18 protein-coding genes are annotated in these 18,471 nt (G+C 47.0%); 10 read left to right on the forward strand and 8 right to left on the reverse strand.

Annotated features, from left to right (window positions below):
* Nucleotides 1–6 precede the first annotated feature (6 nt).
* The 10 genes from KIK04_RS20620 to KIK04_RS20665 all read left to right on the forward strand — a co-directional run bounded on the left by KIK04_RS20620 (nucleotide 7) and on the right by KIK04_RS20665 (nucleotide 9,965).
* Nucleotides 7–654 carry a redox-sensing transcriptional repressor Rex gene (locus KIK04_RS20620; RefSeq protein ID WP_232275451.1) on the forward strand — a complete coding sequence of 216 codons (648 nt, stop codon included), beginning with the start codon at nucleotides 7–9 and terminating at the stop codon, nucleotides 652–654.
* Nucleotides 651–1,961, forward strand: coding sequence for an amidohydrolase (locus KIK04_RS20625; RefSeq protein WP_232275452.1), 1,311 nt, complete (start codon nucleotides 651–653; stop codon nucleotides 1,959–1,961). The genes KIK04_RS20620 and KIK04_RS20625 overlap by 4 nt, the downstream gene beginning before the upstream one ends.
* A 14-nt stretch (nucleotides 1,962–1,975) precedes the next feature.
* On the forward strand, nucleotides 1,976–2,497 hold the full coding sequence (locus tag KIK04_RS20630) for a cell wall elongation regulator TseB-like domain-containing protein (RefSeq protein WP_232275453.1): 522 nt from the start codon (nucleotides 1,976–1,978) through the stop codon (nucleotides 2,495–2,497).
* A 228-nt stretch (nucleotides 2,498–2,725) separates the two neighbouring features.
* Nucleotides 2,726–3,286, forward strand: coding sequence for a quinolinate synthase (locus KIK04_RS20635; RefSeq protein ID WP_232275454.1), 561 nt, complete (start codon nucleotides 2,726–2,728; stop codon nucleotides 3,284–3,286).
* Nucleotides 3,255–4,787 (forward strand): AAA family ATPase, encoded by a 1,533-nt coding sequence (locus KIK04_RS20640; RefSeq protein ID WP_232275455.1) that lies wholly within the window; start codon nucleotides 3,255–3,257, stop codon nucleotides 4,785–4,787. The genes KIK04_RS20635 and KIK04_RS20640 overlap by 32 nt, the downstream gene beginning before the upstream one ends.
* Nucleotides 4,788–4,919: 132 nt before the next feature.
* Nucleotides 4,920–5,792: a 3-hydroxyacyl-CoA dehydrogenase family protein gene (locus KIK04_RS20645; protein ID WP_232275456.1), complete on the forward strand. Its 873-nt coding sequence runs from the start codon at nucleotides 4,920–4,922 to the stop codon at nucleotides 5,790–5,792.
* Nucleotides 5,789–6,985 (forward strand): acetate/propionate family kinase, encoded by a 1,197-nt coding sequence (locus KIK04_RS20650; protein WP_232275457.1) that lies wholly within the window; start codon nucleotides 5,789–5,791, stop codon nucleotides 6,983–6,985. Before KIK04_RS20645 ends, KIK04_RS20650 begins: the two co-directional genes overlap by 4 nt.
* A 32-nt stretch (nucleotides 6,986–7,017) precedes the next feature.
* On the forward strand, nucleotides 7,018–8,313 hold the full coding sequence (asnS, locus tag KIK04_RS20655) for an asparagine--tRNA ligase (RefSeq protein ID WP_232275458.1): 1,296 nt from the start codon (nucleotides 7,018–7,020) through the stop codon (nucleotides 8,311–8,313).
* 192 nt (nucleotides 8,314–8,505) lie between these two features.
* On the forward strand, nucleotides 8,506–9,180 hold the full coding sequence (locus tag KIK04_RS20660; RefSeq protein WP_232275459.1) for a DnaD domain-containing protein: 675 nt from the start codon (nucleotides 8,506–8,508) through the stop codon (nucleotides 9,178–9,180).
* 77 nt (nucleotides 9,181–9,257) lie between these two features.
* Entirely contained in the window at nucleotides 9,258–9,965 is a 708-nt protein-coding gene (locus KIK04_RS20665) for a 4'-phosphopantetheinyl transferase family protein (protein ID WP_232275460.1), read from the forward strand.
* Nucleotides 9,966–10,031: 66 nt separating this feature from the next.
* Here KIK04_RS20665 and mtnB read toward each other — a convergent pair whose 3' ends face one another.
* The 8 genes from mtnB to KIK04_RS20705 all read right to left on the reverse strand — a co-directional run bounded on the left by mtnB (nucleotide 10,032) and on the right by KIK04_RS20705 (nucleotide 18,471).
* Nucleotides 10,032–10,697, reverse strand: coding sequence for a methylthioribulose 1-phosphate dehydratase (mtnB, locus tag KIK04_RS20670; RefSeq protein ID WP_232275461.1), 666 nt, complete (start codon nucleotides 10,695–10,697; stop codon nucleotides 10,032–10,034).
* A gap of 78 nt (nucleotides 10,698–10,775) precedes the next feature.
* Entirely contained in the window at nucleotides 10,776–11,444 is a 669-nt protein-coding gene (locus tag KIK04_RS20675) for a 2-hydroxy-3-keto-5-methylthiopentenyl-1-phosphate phosphatase (protein ID WP_232275462.1), read from the reverse strand.
* Nucleotides 11,445–11,446: 2 nt separating this feature from the next.
* The gene (locus KIK04_RS20680; protein WP_232275463.1) at nucleotides 11,447–12,661 is read right to left on the reverse strand and encodes a 2,3-diketo-5-methylthiopentyl-1-phosphate enolase; all 1,215 of its coding nucleotides are present in this window, start codon (nucleotides 12,659–12,661) and stop codon (nucleotides 11,447–11,449) included.
* Nucleotides 12,658–13,539, reverse strand: a complete 882-nt coding sequence (gene proC / locus KIK04_RS20685; RefSeq protein WP_442951116.1) for a pyrroline-5-carboxylate reductase — start codon at nucleotides 13,537–13,539, stop codon at nucleotides 12,658–12,660. Before proC ends, KIK04_RS20680 begins: the two co-directional genes overlap by 4 nt.
* A gap of 56 nt (nucleotides 13,540–13,595) precedes the next feature.
* Nucleotides 13,596–14,843 (reverse strand): glutamate-5-semialdehyde dehydrogenase, encoded by a 1,248-nt coding sequence (locus KIK04_RS20690; protein WP_232275465.1) that lies wholly within the window; start codon nucleotides 14,841–14,843, stop codon nucleotides 13,596–13,598.
* 52 nt (nucleotides 14,844–14,895) lie between these two features.
* Nucleotides 14,896–15,993, reverse strand: coding sequence for a glutamate 5-kinase (gene proB, locus KIK04_RS20695; protein WP_232275466.1), 1,098 nt, complete (start codon nucleotides 15,991–15,993; stop codon nucleotides 14,896–14,898).
* Nucleotides 15,994–16,566: 573 nt separating this feature from the next.
* Nucleotides 16,567–17,760 carry a pyridoxal phosphate-dependent aminotransferase gene (locus tag KIK04_RS20700; protein WP_232275467.1) on the reverse strand — a complete coding sequence of 398 codons (1,194 nt, stop codon included), beginning with the start codon at nucleotides 17,758–17,760 and terminating at the stop codon, nucleotides 16,567–16,569.
* Between the two features lie 159 nt (nucleotides 17,761–17,919).
* Nucleotides 17,920–18,471 (reverse strand): type IV secretion system protein VirB6, encoded by a 552-nt coding sequence (locus KIK04_RS20705; protein WP_232275468.1) that lies wholly within the window; start codon nucleotides 18,469–18,471, stop codon nucleotides 17,920–17,922.

Genomic DNA, 18,471 nt, shown 5'->3' on the forward strand with positions numbered 1-18,471 from the left:
CTTGCAATGAAAAGTATGAAAATATCGGAAGCGGTCGTGCGACGCTTGCCGGTTTACTTGCGACACCTGATTGAATTAAAGCAGCGTGAAGTATTAACGGTATCGTCTCAAGATTTAGGGCAAAAATTGGACTTGAATCCAGCACAAATCCGTAAAGATTTGGCTTATTTCGGTGATTTTGGCCGTAAAGGTATCGGCTATGACGTCTCTTATTTAATCGAACAAATACGGCATATACTTAAGTTGGACCAAGTCGTTAACGTTGGTTTAGTTGGTGCGGGTAAGCTTGGACACGCGTTGTGCAATTATACGGCCTACTTAAAAGATAATATGAAAATCGTTGCTGTATTCGATGCACATGAGTCTAAAATCGGGTCCCTCATTAACAATCATACGGTGCTTCCGATGGGCGATCTTATCCCCACGGTGCGGAATCATCATATTCGGATTGGTATTATAACCGTACCTGCTGCTGAAGCGCAGCAAGTCGCAGATCAGTTCGTTGAGGCAGGAGTTGAAGCGATTCTTAACTTTGCACCTGTCATTTTAAAAGTTCCGTCGCATATTCGTGTGCACACGGCTGATTTCACGACGGATTTGTTCAGTTTAGCTTATTATTTAACCGAATCAGGAAAGGACGCGGCTGCAGAATGACACAACGTACGATTATTCGCAACGGCATATTTGCCGTGTTAAACCCAAATAGCTCTCAAACCTCGTTACGAGGATCCATGGTTATTGAAGATGATAAGATCGTTTATATCGGAGAGAACTTGCCAACTGAGTATGAAGGTGACGAGGCTGAAATCATAGATGGTAAAGGATTGTTCTTCCTTCCAGGACTCGTGAATACGCATGGACATGCTGCTATGTCCCTGTTGCGCGGTTACGGCGACGACATGGTGTTGCAATCATGGTTGCAAGAAAAAATGTGGCCAATGGAAGCGAAGTTTACGAGCCAAGACGTATATTGGGGAACATCGTTGTCCGTCTTAGAGATGTTGAAAGGCGGAACGACGACATTTGTTGATATGTATGACCATATGGATGAAGTCGCAAAAGTGAGTGAGCAGTCAGGCATTCGTGCACGACTGATGCGTGGAGCTATCGGCCTCTGTCCAGAGGATGTGCAACAGCACAAGCTGAATGAGGCGATTCAATTCGCACAAAATTGGAATGGCAAGGCGGATGGACGTATTACAACAATGCTCGCGCCGCACGCGCCATACACATGCCCACCTGCCTTTATTGAGAAGTTTGTACAGGCGGCGCACGACTTGGATCTATCCCTTCATACACATATGTCGGAGACGAGAGCCGAAGTAGAGCAGAATGTAGCTGATTACGGTCTGCGTCCTGTGGCGCATTTGGAGAAGCTAGGCTTCTTCAGCCGTCCATCCTTCGTCGCGCATGCTGTCCATTTAACAGATGAAGAGATTGAGACGCTGGCAACATACAAGGTAGCTGTATCTCACAACCCAGGCAGTAACTTGAAACTGGCGAGTGGTATAGCACGTGTAGTGGATATGTTGAAAGCAGGTATCGTTGTCTCTTTAGGCACGGATGGACCTGCTAGCAATAACAATCTAGATATGTTTGAGGAAATTCGTTTGGCAGCACTTATTCATAAGGGTGTCTCCGGTGATCCGACTGCTGTTCCAGCTGCTGAAGCGTTGCGTATGGGTACTTTGTACGGTGCGCAGACGATTCAATTGGCTGATGTGGGATTACTTGAAGCGGGCATGAAGGCCGATTTTGTAGCAGTCGATATCGATCAGCCTCATTTCATTCCACATACGGATTTTGTGTCTCACATGGTGTACTCGGCTTCCGCTAAAGATGTTAAACATGTTTGGGTAAACGGACGCCAAGTTGTGAAGAACAGCGAGTGCCTAACGATGGACGAAGAACGTATTCGTCATGAAGCTCAGCAATGCTTTGAACAATTGCTGAAGCGGTAAGCGGGGGAATACGTATGGCAAGAAGCGGGCCGCGTCGGCGGACAAACCGTAAAAAGTGGATCGCGATCACTATTTTTATGTTAATCATTGTTATTGTTGCACTGGTTCAATTTTTTAAGTATATTCATCAGGATGAATGGGCGAACGAACAACAAGTTATCGAACGAGCTAACAAAGTCGTTGCTTTGACCCATATTAACAAAATCGAGAAATCGGTTTGGGAATCGGTCTATTATGTTGTCTCGGGGCTGGATGCACAAAACGAAGAGCAGATTGTATGGGTGGGTCCTGAATCGTCATCCGTTCTGCCAGCGAGCAAGGTAGTCGCTAAGGAACAAATTGAGGCCCAGCTTCAGCAGCAATATAACGATATAGAGATTGTGCGCCTCGTGCGAGGCGTTAAAGATAAGCAATATGTGTGGCAAGCGCTCGTTGAGCGTAAGGATGAACAACAAGTAAATCGTCACTACTATCATTTTTTTGATGTGAAAACGGGTCATCCAATCGGGGAAGCTTATCCGCTTCCGAATCAATAGTTGCTGCTATGGGCTGCTTCTTGTGTCAGTTATGACATGAGGAGTGGCCCTCTATTTGTTTCAGCTGATCGCTTTGCCACACATTGCATACGGTACGTTGTGCAATATATGATATACTTAAATATATATTTACAGATATATAAGATGATATACAAAATAATAGTCATAGTAACGTATCACAAAGGGCATGAAGTATAAACGATTTATAGATGCGATAGGGGGAGCAACATGGCTAAAATTAGACCAATTCCAACCGTAACCATTATGGCGCTTGCTGGGGCCGTGTTGTTTGGCGGTTGGCACTTGTATGAAACCAAAATGGTAGAGCAGCCGCTGGCAGAAGCCATTCAAGAGCATAAGTTGGCAAAGCAGGTGCAAGTGGATTTGCAGCAGAAATCGGTAGTCGTAAAATTAGAAGCGAAACCAGAGGCGAATGTACGTGAGTTGGTACAAGCTGCTTACAAAGAAGCGGATAAACGTGCAAAAGGTCGTAGCATTCGTGTTGAAATGATAAATGAGCAATCCACTCCACGGCTTGAGCAAATATGGTCTAAGGCTATATTTGGAGTTGCGGAAGCGATGGTTCATCAAAAATATAGTGATATTCCGAAGCAGTTAACAGCGTTGACACAACAGACGACGGTGAACGTTGAGACCGAAATGGATGAGCGTTTTGTATATGTGACGCTAAAAGATGGTAAAGGAATAAAAACCGTGTTATTACCATTGCAAGGGGAGAAAATGGGGGTGTGGCCAAATGAACAAGCAAAATTGGTTACGCTGGACTGAATGGGCAATCGGCATAGCTGTGCCAATGATACTGTTTCTTACTTTCCAAGGCATTAATATTTGGCCGGTGCTTATTGTTGGCGCTGCGTTAACGGCGCTAGTTATCGCGGTGCGAATGCGTGGCGGGGATAAAGGTGGAGCAGGCGGTTTTGGCGGTTTAAAACAGCGTAGAGCTACTAACAAGAGCGCGATCGATAACATTCGATTTGAGCAAATCGGTGGACACGAGCGGGCGAAGCGAGAATTAGTGGAAGCACTGGACTTTTTGGTCAAACCGGAACAAATTCGCCAATTCGGCATCCGGCCGTTAAAAGGAATTTTGCTGGCAGGTCCTCCCGGTACGGGCAAGACGTTAATGGCGAAAGCAGCAGCGCACTATGCGGATGCCGTGTTTGTCGGTTCATCAGGCAGTGAGTTTGTCGAAATGTACGTCGGTGTCGGTGCTGGGCGTATTCGAGATCTGTTCAAGGAGGCACGACAGCTTGCCTTAAAACAGAAAAAAGAAAACGCCGTCATTTTTATTGATGAAATTGACGTCATTGGCGGCAAACGAGAAGGCGGTCAGCAGAAGGAGTACGATCAAACGCTGAATCAGTTGCTCACCGAAATGGACGGTTTGTATGGTGATTCATCACCGCGGATACTTGTGATGGCGGCTACTAACCGTAAAGAGATGCTGGATAGTGCATTACTGCGGCCAGGTCGATTTGACCGTCACATTGAAGTTGATTTGCCGGACAAAAAAGGGCGTTTGCACATTATTCAGCTACATGCACAAAATAAACCACTCGCTGCTGATGTTGATTTAAATCGTATAGCGGAGGAGACGTTCAGCTTCTCTGGAGCACAGCTCGAAAGCGTGCTGAATGAAGCTGCTATTTACGCCATGCGCGCAGAGGCGAAGCAGATCACGATGGAGCATATGTCACAAGCCATAGATAAAGTGATGTTGGGCGAGAAGACGGATCGGGAAGCAAACCATGAAGAGCGCCGACGTGTTGCTATTCATGAACTTGGACATGCACTTGTCGCCGAAGCTGTACGACCGGGGAGTGTGTCACAAGTGGCGTTAAGTCCACGTGGCAAAGCGCTTGGTTATGTGCGCCACCATTCGCAGCAGGAGCGTTATTTGTACACGAAGCCCTATTTAGAGGAGCAAATCATGATTGCACTTGGCGGTGCTGTAGCAGAGGAAATGTTCTACGGAAATCGCAGCACGGGCTCGCAAGGTGATTTTGACCAGTCGTTAAATATTGTCGATACGATGATCAATGCAGGCCTAACCGAATTAGGAATAGTGCGTTTGAAAAATGTGACACCAGATGCCTTGTCCGACGCGACAAAGGCGATTATGGTTGAACTAACAGATCGAACCCATACGATGCTCGAAACGCAAAGAACTGTATTTATGTCCTGTCTGGACGTACTCATACGTGAGGAAAACTTGACAGGTGAACATTTTAGATGTCTGATTCGTGACAAGAAACATTTACCAGTGTGAAAATACACTGGTTTTTTCTTTTTCTTTCAGAAATTCATGATAAGATAGAATAAGGTACTTATGCACTGATAACGATACCTGTTTATCGGGTACACTAGCAGAGCATAGCATTATTGAAAGGTGGAAGAGACCATGTTTTTCAAAAAAATCGGCGTCATCGGCGGCGGTACAATGGGCCAAGGCATTGCAGAAATGCTTGCTGTCAAAGGTCTGGACGTGCTGTTGGTGGAACAATCGTCGGAGAAGCTGGACCATGCATATGAAATGATCGAAACAAGCTTGGATAAGCAACTTGAGAAATGGGCTATCACCCAAGCGGAAAAAAAATTAATTTTGTCGCGCATACATAAAGTGACGCATTTAGCGGAACTTAGCGCGTGCGATATGGTCATCGAAACGATTACTGAAGACTTGGATGCGAAAAAAGAAGTGTTTGCAGAACTTGATCGCGTCTGCCCAAGCAGCATCATTTTGGCAAGTAACACATCCACATTGTCGCTTACGGAACTGGCGAGTACGACGAAGTATCCGGAGCGCGTTATTGGCATGCACTTTATTCATCCCGTATCTAAAGTGGACTTGTGCGAAATTATCCGTGGGTTAAAAACTTCTGAAGCAACTTTCAGTGAAACGAAACGTTTTGTTGAAGAAGTTGTACAGAAAAAAGGCGTCATGGTGTACGAGTCCCCAGGCTTTGTTACTACGCGCATGATCTGTACTTTGATCAACGAAGCACTGCACGTATTGCAAGAAGGTGTCGCTTCTGCTGAGGATATCGACAATGCGATGAGAATCGGATACAATTTCCAGTATGGACCGCTTGAGATGGCAGACCGCTTCGGTCTTGATTCGGTATCTGCGGCTATGGAGCGCATGTTCCGCGAATTCGGAGACATCAAGTACCGTCCGTCCGTATTGTTGAAAAAGATGGTCCGTGCTGGCCACCTCGGTGTAAAGACGGGCGAAGGATTTTTCAAGTATGACAAGGATGGGGATAGACTATGAAAATTCTCGTAATTAACGCGGGCAGCTCCTCGCTCAAATACCAATTGTACGATATGACAGACGAAACTGTATTGGCATCCGGTCGTGTAGAACGTATTGGAATGGATTCCTCCATTCTCGTTCACGAACCGCACCATGCAGAAGAAATTTCAGAAGTTAGTGAAATTTTGGAGCACACAACAGCAATCCGTAAAGTGTTGGATAAGTTGACGGATGCGCAAGTTGGTGTCGTGAAGTCCATCGATGAGATCGAAGCGGTAGGTCACCGCGTCGTACACGGTGGCGAAACGTTCAAGAGCTCTGTACTTGTTGACTCGGACGTTAAAGCGGAAATTCGTCGCTTGTTCGACTTGGCACCGCTTCATAACCCAGCTTGTATGATGGGTATTAAAGCAGCAGAATCGAACATGCCGAACGTTCCGCAAGCGGTTGTGTTTGACACAGCGTTCCACCAAACAATGCCGGCAAAAGCTTACATGTATGCTATTCCGAAGGTGCTTTACAAGAAGCACAAAATCCGTCGCTACGGTTTCCACGGAACATCGCATGATTATGTAAGCAAGCGTACAGCTGATTTGCTGGAGCGTCCGCTTGAGCAATTGAAAATCGTTACGTGCCACATCGGTAACGGCGGTAGTTTGACAGCAATCGAAGGCGGTAAATCCGTTGATACAACAATGGGTATGACGCCACTCGAAGGCTTGATGATGGGAACACGCAGTGGTGATTTGGACCCAGCTATCGTGCCATTTACGATGAACAAAGAAGATTTGACTGTTAATGAAGTAAACTCGATGTTGAACAAACACAGTGGTTTGCTAGCTATTTCGGGTATGTCTAGCGATATGCGCGAAATTACTGAAGGTTATCTTGCAGGCGAGCCGAACGCGACGTTAGCTTTCGAAATGTATGAGTATCGTATTCGTAAATATATCGGTGCATATGTTGCAGCGATGAACGGTGCCGATGCAATCGTGTTTACAGCGGGTGTAGGTGAGAACTCTGCTGAGTTGCGTCAGATGATCTGTGAGAAGCTGACGTATCTTGGTGTGGAAATCGACTTGGAAGTGAACAAAGTACGCTCCAAGCAGCCTCGTCGCATTTCGACGCCGAATTCGAAGATCGAAGTACTCGTTATTCCTACGAACGAAGAGCTGATGATTGCGCGCGATACGTATCGCCTCGCTAAATAATTCAACTAACGTATAAGGGAGAGAGCGAAACGATGGCGACGACAAGTGTCATCCGCGAAGTAAGCCGTCATGTGGACAGCGAAGTTCGCATTGGATGCTGGCTTCACAACAAGCGTTCCAGCGGTAAAATTCAATTTTTACAGCTGCGCGACGGAACAGGCTATATTCAAGGTGTAGTCGTGAAAAGCGATGTAGCAGAAGAGATTTGGGAAACGGCAAAGAGCTTAACGCAAGAAAGCTCGATGTATGTAACAGGCGTTATTCGTGAAGAACCACGTTCGAAATCCGGCTATGAAATGACGGTAACGGGCGTAGAAATTATTCAGTTGACGCAAGATTACCCGATCACACCGAAAGAGCATGGTGTTGACTACTTGATGGACAATCGCCATTTGTGGATTCGTGCGCCAAAACAGCGCGCAATCTTGACGATTCGTGGCGAGATTATTCGTGCGATTCAGCAGTTCTTTGATGATCGTTCGTTTACATTGGTGGATCCGCCAATTTTGACGCCATCTTCCTGCGAAGGAACAACGAACTTGTTCCATACGAAATACTTTGAAGAAGACGCGTTCTTGACGCAAAGCGGCCAGTTGTACATGGAAGCTGCGGCAATGGCGCTCGGTAAAGTATACTCGTTCGGACCGACGTTCCGCGCTGAGAAATCCAAAACTCGTCGTCACTTAATCGAGTTCTGGATGATCGAGCCAGAAATGGCGTTCGTGGATCATGAAGAGAGCTTGCGCGTGCAAGAGCAATTCGTGGCACATGTTGTGCAATCGGTCGTGAAAAACTGTCGTGCGGAATTGGAAACGTTAGAGCGTGATATTTCGAAGCTTGAAAAAATCGTTGCTCCGTTCCCACGCATTACGTATGATGACGCGATTAAATTTTTGCAAGAGCAAGGTTTCGACATCCCTTGGGGTGAAGACTTCGGTGCTCCGCACGAAACAGCGATTGCGGAAAAATACGAAACACCAGTATTTATTACGCATTATCCAACCGAAATTAAAGCATTCTATATGAAGCCAGATCCTAACCGTCCGGACGTTGTATTGTGTGCAGACATGATCGCTCCAGAGGGCTATGGTGAAATTATCGGTGGATCTCAGCGTATCGACGATCCTGCGTTGATGGAAGAGCGCTTCCGTGAGCATGAATTGTCTACTGAAGCGTACCAATGGTACCTTGATTTGCGCAAATACGGTTCTGTGCCTCACTCCGGCTTTGGCCTTGGGTTAGAGCGTACAGTGGCTTGGATTTGCGGTCTTGACCACGTTCGTGAAACGATTGCGTTCCCACGTACGTTGTACCGTTTGTATCCGTAACGCGAATGAGCTCATTTTACTTGAAATGAACATCGATTCCCGCATCGCGATTGCTCGTGGTGCGGGATTTTTTATCGAATTATCGTTGATTTACATAGTTTTATTCGTTTTATGTGTAATTTTGATTTCAACTTATCATCCGGCACGTATTATGAGACAATAAAGTCATGAGTTAAGAAAGGAGGACATGCTGTGAGCGAAGAAGCTTTTCGCACCTTTGCAAAAGGAATGGCTATGGGGATGCAGACAGGGCAAGTGCAAGTGCCTTATCCGCTAATTAAACACGCCCGCCAATTGCACCTGTCCGATACAGACGTCATGCTAGTCATTCAGCTTATTAGTTACAAACAACAGGAGTTTATTGACTTTCCGACTATAGACGAGCTACAAGCAAGGATGGGTTCGGCGCCAGATGCTGTCATTACATCGTTGCAGAAAATGATGAAAGAAGGACTTCTGGCGATTGATGAAGAAATTGATCCGGAAACGGACATTCAATATGAACGCTACAATTTGAACGGTTTATGGGAGAAGCTTGGGCTTGTAATGGCCGAGGAAGTACGTGCAGAGCGGCAGCGTCAACGGGCTGCAACAGCATCAGAATCAGACAAGCCGAATTTATTTGACATTTTTGAAAAAGAGTTTGGTAGGCCGTTGTCTCCCATGGAATGCGAAACGATCGCAGGCTGGATCGATCAGGATCGTTACCAAGAAGATCTTATCTTGTTAGCGCTTAAGGAAGCAGTATTTGCTGGTAAAATACATTTTCGATATATCGATCGTATCTTGCTCGAATGGAGTCGCAATCGTGTGCGAACTATTGAAGAGGCTAAAGCGCATTCGCAAAAATTCCGTAACAGCCGTTAATTAGGTTGTATACGGAGTTTTTTTTAGTGTGATATAATAGAAACGCATGGGATGACAAAAACGAACACGTTGGTGGTATGATGGTTAATATTTGTGCGATAAATGTGCAGCAGCCGTTGCACGACGAACAATTTGAACGACTGATGAAGCTTGTAACCGCGGAAAAAAGACAAAGAATCAAGAAATATCTCAGATTAGAAGATGCACAGCGTTCTTTGGTTGCTGATGTGTTGGCAAGGCAAATGTTGTGTGAACAGTTAAAAGCCTCAAACAAAGACCTTCACTTCGATACCAATGCATATGGAAAGCCGATATTACGGGATGTAGAGCACGTTCATTTTAATGTTTCGCATTCGGGGGATTGGGTAGTTGCAGCCGTAAATCATCTTCCCGTCGGTATTGATGTCGAACACATTCAACATATCGATCTAGGCATTGCCGAGCGATTTTTCTCGCCAGCAGAAAGTGTTGACTTATTCAGACAGCCCATCAAGCAAAGACAGACTTATTTTTATAGTATATGGACATTAAAAGAAAGTTATATTAAAGCGGTTGGAATGGGTCTTTCAATACCGTTGGATCATTTTTCGATTAGGGATCTAGGGGATGCATTTGAACTCATAAGTGAGCAATATCCAACTTCGTTTACGTTCAAGCAATATGAGATTGATGCACATTATAAATGCTCGGTATGCGCTAGTGAAGCGAATTTAGGTGATTTTCCGCGCACGATAAACGTTATCGATTTAAACGAGTGGGTAGATGCAATTACGAACCGTTTGTAGTAAGGATTACATAACAGCGCTTGTAGCAGAACGTAGGTCCTGCACAAGCGCTTATTTTTATACTTGTTAGTTCGTGTTCACACCTCTGCGCAACGCTTCCATCCGATACACATACTCAAACAGAAACTCAAATGCTTCTAAATGACGCTTTGCTTCAAAAGCATTTGCTCCCCATGCATAAATGCCATGCTTGCGTAACAAAATACCAGGAACAACCGGATTAAGCTTGTCTGTAACATAAGGGATGATGCTCGGAATATGCGTATAATTGGGAACGATCGGCACATCGATATGGGCTTCATCCTCCCAAATATTAAACGCTTTAATAAGCTCAACGCCTTGTACAGGAACTGCACCGCGCTCCCAGAATAGATCAGACACAATCGTATTCCAGATCGTATGGACATGAAAAATAGCACCGCACCCCGTCATACGATATATTTCGCAATGAATAAGCGTTTCCGCGCTCGGCTTTAATCCCGTTGTCTCGGTAGCTGTGCCGTGCTCATTCACGAACAAAAAGTCCTCTGGCGTATGTACCGATTTATCTTTACCACTAGCTGTGATCGCAAATTGAAAGCGTTCATCTTGAATGTCGCCAACCCGAATCGACAAGTTTCCGCTCGTCCCCGGGAACCAATTCCGTGCTGCAAATTGTTCCTTTATGGATCGTAGCTCCTGCAAAGCTCGTTGTTTTTGCTCCAATGTTAATGTTAAATCGGTAGTCGTCATGATGGCTGTGCCCCTTCCGCATGTTGGGTATTTGCAGTGGTGTACTTGTGCATGCCCGCATGGTTACATGCGGCATCGTTATTTTTTCATATGATTCATAATGTCATAGAATGTTGTGAATGGTGAATAATTCAGGTTTAGCAGTTTGCACTTATCAATAAGCTGAGCGCGGGCATAGACGAAATCGACGATTTTAGCGGCTGCAAAATCCGTTACACTGTCGCCAATGACGATACGCTCGTATTCAGATGCAGGGAAGCGGCGTACAATTGTCGTCTTGCACATACCGCATTCGTTGGTGCATGGCTCTTCACAGGCGTGCGGCCAAGTGATGCGAATGCGTTCGCCGCTGAAATCGCTGCCGTTGCAATATATCCGTTCGCGTGGAATACCGAACGGCTCCAATAGCGGATACACAAAGAAATCAATTCCACCGCTCGTTACATAGAACTCAATGTCTTCATCGGCACAAAATTGGATGAATTCTGCGAATCCGTCCCGAATTTGCGCTTGCGCAATCGCCTGTGAGATAGCCTCGTCACGTAGCGAAGAGGGGAGTAGGGCAAACAGCTCTCCTACGCCTTGACGAATCGGCTTGCGCTCTTCAATGATGTCTTTTACAATGACTTCCCAACCATCAGGGCTATAATGTTTAATTAGTGCAACAATATTGTCATTCGCCGTTATCGTACCATCAAAATCACAAAAGATGACCCGCTTGCGTCTAGTTGTCGGATTCGTTGTCATAGTCAGCTCCCCCAAAGTTGTAAGGCAGTGCGTAATTCCTCATTGCTTTCGGCAAAAGTATGTAAATCGGTTTCTTGCAATACAGCCTCAATGGCTTGCGTGAAGGCTCGTCCGCCTGCGGCAGTTCCTTGTGGGTGACCGTGAATGCCACCGCCGGCATTGACGACAACGTCGATTCCGAAATCGCGCACGATCAACGGAACAAGCCCAGGATGAATGCCCGCTGAAGGCACAGGCAAGCTAGTGCGCACCTTCGTGTAGCTCTCGTCCAACAGCGCGGCTTTAATCGCTTGCGTCTCTTCACGAGGCATCGTAACCGAGCCATAAGGGGACGGGAACAATACGAGATCCGCCCCGGCAAGACGCATAAGCTTACCGAGCAATAACGGTGCTGCAATGCCTTGATGTGGCGAAGGGTAAATCGCGCCAGCTAGGGCTGGATGAGCTGCAATCGGCACCTGAATATCCGGGTCGTTACTAAGCGCGTGTAATACGTCATAGCCATAGCTAAGTACGTTAAAGAGCAGCGCATTCGCTCCGGCATCAATTGCACGTAGCGCCTGATCACGTAAACCGAACGTAGATCCCGTTAAGTTAGCTGCGTAAAGCAGCTTTTTGCCAGTGATCTGTTCCGCTTGTTGAGCCGCTTCCATACAAGCACGGACACGCTGGTCAATCGGCGTGAGCGGGTTCTCGAACAAGATTTCGTCGTCCTTAATGATATCGACGCCACCTAAGGCTTGCTGTAAAAATTGCTCCTTCAGTGTTGGTAAATCATGACCAATTACTGATTTGAAAATGCTCATTAAGAGAGGACGATCCTGAACATCTAGCAGTTGGCGTATGCCTGTAATACCGAATTTAGGCCCTGTAAATGCCTGTTCAAATGAAGCGGACCATTGTAGGTCTATAAGCTTGATTCGACCGTCCATAGATAACTTGCCGAATACCGTCACGAGTAAAGCAGGCAAATCGCGACTAATATTAAGGTCAGGGTACGAGACTGCAATATCTGCGTACCGCTCACCAGGCAGGTCGGATTCATATACCGTAACCGACACGACTTGACCGAGATGTTGTGCCATCGATGCCCGCTTTGCTTCCGGTAAATCGGTCCAGCTGCCAACGGTTAAGCCGACAGCGATGCCTTCCGCCTTCTTGTGAAAATCAGCCCGGTCGTCATATAGGCGGTATGTCGCGACAGCGCGATCACTCATCGAATATCCCTCCCAATTTGTTCTCCCATTTCTTGTGCACGCTCGCGTGCACGATGTACAGCAGATTGAATGCCTTCGGTAAAGCGATAATCGTCTAGTACTGCAAGCGCTGCTTGAGTTGTTCCGTTCGGGGATGTTACCTTCCGTCGCAGATCTGATGGTTGCTCACCAGTTACACGAACCATTTCACCCGCACCGCGCACCGTTTGCATGGTCAGCTCTCGGGCTTGCTCGGGTGTCAGTCCGCCTTTCACACCAGCCTCGATCATCGCTTCCATCATATAGTATACATAAGCAGGTCCACTGCCGGAAAGCCCAGTAACCGTATCAATTAGCGGTTCGTCCGTTTCAATCACAATGCCAACGGCACGCAGCATCGTTAGTGCCGCTTGCCGCTGTTCATCACTGACTTCGACAGATGTACATACACCTGTAGCACCAAGCCCAATCGTACTTGATGTGTTAGGCATCGTGCGCACAATCGGACATTGGCCAAGTAGGTGTTGCATCGTTGCAAGCGAAAGTCCGGCAATGACGGAAATAATGAGAGTGCCAGGACGAAGCAAAGGTCGAAGTTCTGCAATTGCTCCTGCCGCATCCTTTGGCTTCATGGCTAGAACAACGATATCGGCGATACCTAACAGTTCTTCTTTTTCGATTGTTGTATTAGCAACGCGTACCCCATAGCGATTGTGCAATTCGGACAACCGTTCCTGATTGCTGCGATTTAACATGCCGATGCGGTCTGCGCTCGTTAATCCGCGTTCAAGCATCCCGCGGACAAATGCTTCAGCCATAGATCCGGCACCATAAAAGGTGAAGCGAAGCGCTCGAAACGACTCAAGCTCCAATTCAGATTGCTGTACTGGCTCTTCCATAGCATTCATTCCTCTCCACAATATATCTCCAATCCATCGCTGTCTATATGAAAAAGTTATACGCGAATTTGTCCATCTCCATAAATACGGTATTTGCTAGAAGTAAGCGCAGGTAAGCCCATTGGTCCACGAGCATGTAACTTTTGCGTACTAATGCCAATTTCCGCTCCAAAGCCAAATTCAAAGCCATCTGTGAAGCGAGTAGAGGCGTTATGATATACAGCCGCTGCGTCGACCTCTTGCAAGAAGCGTTCAGCGTGTGCAACCGTTGTGGTTACGATACATTCCGAATGCTTCGTACCGTATTGCGCAATATGCTCAAGTGCTTCATCCAGCGATTCAACGACGCGTACATTTAAAATATAATCGTTATACTCTGTAGCAAAATCTTGCTCGGAAGCGGCGATAGCCCATGGTGCAAAAGGTACGGTGCGCTCACAACCGCGAATTTCGACATTACGTACGTTAAAGCCCTCTAGCAAGCCTGTTAAGTACCGTTCTGCGTACACACGGTGCACGAGCAGCGTTTCCATCGAGTTGCATACCGATGGGCGTTGTACTTTGGCGTTAAACGCAATCGACTCAGCCATATCCGGATCAGCGGTCTCGTCAATAAACGTATGACAAATACCAGCGCCTGTTTCGATAACGGGCACGGTGGCATTGCTGACCACATTTTGAATGAGCGAGGCGCCTCCACGTGGAATGATGACATCAAGCAAACCGTTCAGCTTTAACATCTCGTCTACGGATGAACGATTTGGGTCTTCAATGAGCTGAAGTGCATCGACAGGCAACTCTGTTGTGGCTAACGCTTCTTTCAGTACTTCAACGATACGTCGGTTGGAGTGCAAAGCAGCGGAACCTCCACGCAAGACGACCGCATTGCCGGTCTTCAAGCATAAACCTGCCGCATCCACGGTTACGTTAGGGCGTGCTTCATAAATAATGCCGATGACGCCAAGCGGAACACGTGTTTTTTCAATGTGCAATCCGTTAGGGCGTTTAATCGTATCCAACACATCGCCAACCGGATCGGGCAGTTCTACAATTTGCCGCAACGCTTCCGCGATGTCGTCAATGCGTTCTTCGGTTAAGGCAAGTCTGTCTAACAAGGAAGGACTAGTGCCTTGTTGCTCACCATATTGTAAATCTAACTTGTTAGCTTCGATAATAGACTCAGCTCGTTCTTGCAAGTAATCGGCCATTTTGAGCAGCGCTGCGTCCTTTGCTTCAGTAGATAAGCGATTCATCGCGAATGCAGCTTGCTTGGCTAAGGTTGCTTTTTGTCGTACCTCGCTCATTTTGAATACCTCCGTAAAATAGTCAATTGGTAATGCTATTTGTATCGTGCACTTATTTTAATGTAACCCATTCGTCACGATGAATAACTTCGATCCGTGGAACTTCTAGCCGTTTAAGCACTTCCTCGCTTGACCAACCCGCTGCAATCCGCAGTTGGGCAGCGCCGTAGTTGACGATGCCGCGGCCAATTGTACGGCCGTTCGTGCCAAATACTTCGATGACATCACCAGGGTGAAAATCACCGATTACTTCATGCACGCCAGCTGGTAGTAGGCTGGAGCCTTTGTCCGTTAGCGCTTGCTCCGCGCCGTCATCGACAAAGACGCGGCCTTGTGGCGTGGAGTGAAAGCCAAGCCATTGTTTTTTCATCGGTAATGCGTGCAGGTGGGAGTCAAAGTATGTTCCTTTTCCTTGCCCTTGTACTGCGGCGAGTAAATCAGCTGTCTCGCTTACTTTACCGATAAACGCGGGTACGCCACCACGCATGGCTATTCGCGCAGCATCCAGCTTGGAGCGCATTCCGCCAGTCCCAACGCTAGAGCCAGATCCACCTGCATAGGCGTAAATTTCATCCGTAATCTGCTCTACACGGTCAAAGCGTTTGGCGTTCGGATCGTGACGGGGGTCAGCCGTGTACAGGCCGTCTGTGTCTGTGATGATGACGAGGCGTGTTGCGTGTACTAAGTTAGCAACAAGCGCGGACAAGGAGTCGTTGTCGCCAAATTTAAGTTCTTCTACGGAAACGGTGTCGTTTTCGTTAATGATAGGGACGACGCCTTGTCTGAGCAGCTCTTCAATGGTCATATGCGCATTTTGGCCGCGCTTGCGGCTGGCGAAGTCTGTCCGCGTGAGCAAGATTTGTGCCACAGGCACGTTAAACTGTTGGAACTGTTCTTGGTAAGCACGCATGAGCAGAGCTTGCCCGACTGCGGCTGCTGCCTGTTTTTCATGAAGAAGCTTCGGTCGTTGTTCATATCCAATATGTGTGAATCCAGCGGCGACTGCCCCTGAGGTCACGACAACGACTTGAGCACCACTTTCAATTAATGACATCATTTCACGAACATAGAAACCGATAAAGTCTCGGTTCAGTCCGCCGTGGTCGGATGTCAAAGAACTACTTCCAATTTTGACTACGATTCGTTGCATAATAGCATCTCCACCTTTACTCCCATCTAATTTTTGACTGTTACAATGTATATCGTTGATCATTGCTGCAGCTATGGCGCGCTAAACAATTAGCGGTGTTGGTGGTCCGACAACTTGAAAAGCTGTGAAAAGTCTACAAAAGAGTATACAAAAAAGACTTTCATCCTGTAAAGGACGAAAGTCTTGCTTCCGCGGTACCACCTTCATTGAAGTTAAACGAGCAGCTGCAAATGGTATGACAGCCAAGCTTCTCGTTTAATTATCCACTTTAAGCCTATAACGGAGGCTCCGTTCAGTGAACAGCGTTAGCTATTACTGACCGCTCGAGGATAGGGTTCAGCAACGGTTCAACGGCAAATGCTTGCAGCCTCTGGCATTTGCTCTCTGTGCGCGACGCGCATTGCTTACTGGTCCTGTCATCACGTTCGTTATACACGATATAAACGTTGCAGTTGAAACATCTTATACAGATGTAAGTATGCTCAGCATACCACGGGAATCCTGTACATGTAAAGGAATATGTAGGAATATTCCATAGCTTGGTGGGAAGCTAGATGACGTATCCAACACGCCCTAAAATAACTTCAATTGTCCGATTCGAGTCACCGCTTCAACGAGTCGTTCTTCACTGGATAGTAAGCCGACACGGACATATCCTTCACCATGCTTACCAAAGCCGATTCCTGGGGCGACAACGACATTTGCTTGCTCAAGCACAATATCTGCAAAAGTTGCTGAAGTGTATCCTGCTGGCACCGGCAGCCAAGCAAAGAATGAACCAGCTGGCTTGGTCGCTTGCCAGCCTATCTGCTCTAGACCGGCGAACAACGCGTTGCGGCGCCGTTCGTACGTAGCGCTTAAATCACGTACGCTTTGCTGCGAATCGGTAAGCGCTGTAGCAGCAGCGGCTTGCACAGCACCGAATAAGCTAACGTACATATGATCTTGCATTAAATTAATCAGGCGAATAATTTCTGCGTTGCCAACTGCAAAAGCGACACGCCAGCCTGCCATGTTATATGTCTTCGACATCGTGTAGAACTCGACGCCGACCTCTTTCGCGCCAGGTGTTTGAAGGAAGCTTATTGGCTGCTGACCGTCGAAACCGATTGCGCCATAGGCAAAATCACTCGCAACGACAATGTTGTGCTTGGCAGCGAATTGCACCGTGTCCTCATAGAATGAGAGAGGGGCGGTAGCCGACGTCGGGTTGTTCGGATAATTCAAAAACATTAGCTTAGCTCGCTCAAGGTCAGCTGCTGACAGGGCGCTGTAATCAGGTAAAAAAGCGTTGGATGCTTCAAGCGGCATCATTACCATTTCGGCTTCAGCTAACGCGACACCGGACCAATAATCGGGATATCCGGGGTCAGGGACGAGGCAGACATCGCCCTTGTCGAGCAAAATTTGACTTATTTCAACTAACCCTGTTTTGCCGCCAAACAATACGGCTACTTCTGTATCTGGATCTAATACGACATTATAGTCTTCTTTGTAGCGTGTTGCGACGGCCTCCTTCAAAAAGCGGTATCCGCTAAAAGGAGGGTAGCGGTGATACATCGGATTGGCTGCAGCTTCTTGCAGCGCTGCTACAATATTTGACGGCGTCGGCAAGTCTGGATTGCCTTGACCGAGATTAATGACATCGTGTCCTTCAGCGATGCGCGCGTTCGTTTTTTGTACGAGCTGTGCAAAAAATTGGGTCGGAAGTCTATCCATCCGTTTCGCAGCTTTAATGTGAAACGTTTGATCTGAAAATGAAGTCATAATATTATTCACTCCGCAACATGTAAATATCGTATCGAACGTTATAAACCAAACATACAGCTCTGTTTACTCCGAAATAATAACGATAATTTAGCATGTTTTACCGGGTGTGTACATCATTTTTTGTTCATGCATGACAAATAGACCCCATTTATTTCGCTATTCGCGAGTCGACCCTGGCGATGAAGGCTGAAGGAGCTGTTCCATAAACGGTTTAACATTGGCACTGAATTGGAGCATAAACGGTTTGCGATCGGCTGAAAATACGAGCAGCAACGGCTCCTTGTCAGGGCAGTAGAGCAGAAATACATCATTTACAGACAGTGATGCATTCTGCAACGGCACGGAAACGGCTCCGCGTAGCGGGATGCGCACAATGTATCCGCAACGCTCGCCGATTGAAATTTGTGGCGAGAGTCCTGTGGTGGACGCTAACCATTTTTTAGCTTCGGTTTGGAATTGTTCGGTGTTAGGTATAGTTTTAACGATCCGTTCTTGGCGCATATCAAACAGCTGAACAGGTGGCAAGCTACTGTTCACCTCTGGCTTCATAGCGTGAACGTAGTTGTCAGCGATGCCGCTTATGCCGAGGATACCATTCAGCAGACAGAACATCGTGAACAGAGTAATACAGTACGCAAAACGCGATTTAAGTTTCATAATGGAGTTGCTCCCTTCACCTGCATAGATTGCGCGCAGTTGGCGCTTCAT

Origin of the sequence: Paenibacillus sp. 481, from assembly GCF_021223605.1 — a bacterium.
In the GTDB taxonomy this organism is placed as follows: domain Bacteria; phylum Bacillota; class Bacilli; order Paenibacillales; family Paenibacillaceae; genus Paenibacillus_B.

Excerpts from the sequence above, each read along its gene's own strand:
- KIK04_RS20665 (WP_232275460.1), top strand. The coding sequence starts at position 9,258 with ATGATGGTTAATATTTGTGCGATAAATGTGCAGCAGCCGTTGCACGAC.
- KIK04_RS20635 (WP_232275454.1), top strand. The coding sequence starts at position 2,726 with ATGGCTAAAATTAGACCAATTCCAACCGTAACCATTATGGCGCTTGCT.
- KIK04_RS20680 (WP_232275463.1), bottom strand. The coding sequence starts at position 12,661 with ATGAGTGATCGCGCTGTCGCGACATACCGCCTATATGACGACCGGGCT.
- KIK04_RS20625 (WP_232275452.1), top strand. The coding sequence starts at position 651 with ATGACACAACGTACGATTATTCGCAACGGCATATTTGCCGTGTTAAAC.
- KIK04_RS20690 (WP_232275465.1), bottom strand. The coding sequence starts at position 14,843 with ATGAGCGAGGTACGACAAAAAGCAACCTTAGCCAAGCAAGCTGCATTC.
- KIK04_RS20650 (WP_232275457.1), top strand. The coding sequence starts at position 5,789 with ATGAAAATTCTCGTAATTAACGCGGGCAGCTCCTCGCTCAAATACCAA.
- mtnB (WP_232275461.1), bottom strand. The coding sequence starts at position 10,697 with ATGACGACTACCGATTTAACATTAACATTGGAGCAAAAACAACGAGCT.
- KIK04_RS20700 (WP_232275467.1), bottom strand. The coding sequence starts at position 17,760 with ATGACTTCATTTTCAGATCAAACGTTTCACATTAAAGCTGCGAAACGG.
- KIK04_RS20645 (WP_232275456.1), top strand. The coding sequence starts at position 4,920 with ATGTTTTTCAAAAAAATCGGCGTCATCGGCGGCGGTACAATGGGCCAA.
- KIK04_RS20675 (WP_232275462.1), bottom strand. The coding sequence starts at position 11,444 with ATGACAACGAATCCGACAACTAGACGCAAGCGGGTCATCTTTTGTGAT.
- KIK04_RS20640 (WP_232275455.1), top strand. The coding sequence starts at position 3,255 with ATGAACAAGCAAAATTGGTTACGCTGGACTGAATGGGCAATCGGCATA.
- KIK04_RS20705 (WP_232275468.1), bottom strand. The coding sequence starts at position 18,471 with ATGAAGCGCCAACTGCGCGCAATCTATGCAGGTGAAGGGAGCAACTCC.
- asnS (WP_232275458.1), top strand. The coding sequence starts at position 7,018 with ATGGCGACGACAAGTGTCATCCGCGAAGTAAGCCGTCATGTGGACAGC.
- proC (WP_442951116.1), bottom strand. The coding sequence starts at position 13,539 with ATGGAAGAGCCAGTACAGCAATCTGAATTGGAGCTTGAGTCGTTTCGA.
- KIK04_RS20630 (WP_232275453.1), top strand. The coding sequence starts at position 1,976 with ATGGCAAGAAGCGGGCCGCGTCGGCGGACAAACCGTAAAAAGTGGATC.
- KIK04_RS20620 (WP_232275451.1), top strand. The coding sequence starts at position 7 with ATGAAAAGTATGAAAATATCGGAAGCGGTCGTGCGACGCTTGCCGGTT.
- proB (WP_232275466.1), bottom strand. The coding sequence starts at position 15,993 with ATGCAACGAATCGTAGTCAAAATTGGAAGTAGTTCTTTGACATCCGAC.